1 protein-coding gene and 1 pseudogene are annotated in these 783 nt (G+C 48.1%); both read left to right on the top strand.

Annotated features, from left to right (window positions below):
• Window positions 1-211, top strand: a pseudogene (locus R7Q46_RS26435) (2-amino-4-hydroxy-6-hydroxymethyldihydropteridine diphosphokinase); the annotation flags it as partial.
• A gap of 15 nt (window positions 212-226) precedes the next feature.
• Window positions 227-783 (top strand): undecaprenyl-diphosphate phosphatase (locus R7Q46_RS26430; protein ID WP_318078121.1); only part of this gene is annotated, 557 nt, incomplete at its 3' end.

Below are 783 nucleotides of genomic sequence, written 5' to 3'. Positions count from 1 at the left end.
GGATCTCGATATAGTGCTCTTCGGTGAGTGCATCTCGGCACAAAAACCGGAGCTACCTCGCAGTGATATCTACAAATATCCTTTTGTCACAAAGCCCTTGTATGATCTCGAACCTCATTTAGTGATCCCCGGCGATGGACGCACTGTAGCCGACATTTGGCATGCTATGCAGCCCGTTGATTCACTCAAACCAGTTTCTTTTTCACTTTAAATTTGAGTTGTTTACATGAGTTATTTTGAAGCCTTTATTTTGGCTCTGATTCAGGGTCTGACAGAGTTTTTGCCCATTTCCAGCTCTGCGCACTTGATCCTACCCTCTGCCATTTTCGGCTGGGCCGACCAAGGTCTAGCGTTTGATGTGGCAGTACACGTCGGTACATTGATGGCGGTTGTGATTTATTTCCGCCACGAAGTGATCACTTTATTCCGAGCATTGTTTGCTTCGATCTTCAAAGGTGACCGCAGTAAAGAAGCAAAACTGGCATGGATGATCGTGATCGCGACGATTCCGGCGTGTGTGTTCGGTTTGCTGATGAAAGACGTTATCGAAGTCTACCTGCGCAGTGCCTATGTGATTGCGACAACCACCATCGTATTCGGTTTGTTGCTTTGGTGGGTGGATAAGAATGCCAAGCTTGTTGCCGATGAGTACCAAACTGGCTGGAAGAAAGCGGTGTTTATTGGTATTGCTCAAGCACTTGCGATGATCCCTGGGACTTCACGTTCTGGCGCAACGATCACTGCCGCTCTATATTTGGGCTTCACTCGTGAAGCGGCAGCGCG

This window comes from Vibrio sp. 811, assembly GCF_033339195.1.
Note: the sequence above shows the minus strand (reverse complement) of the source record. Positions and strands in the feature narration are given on the sequence as shown.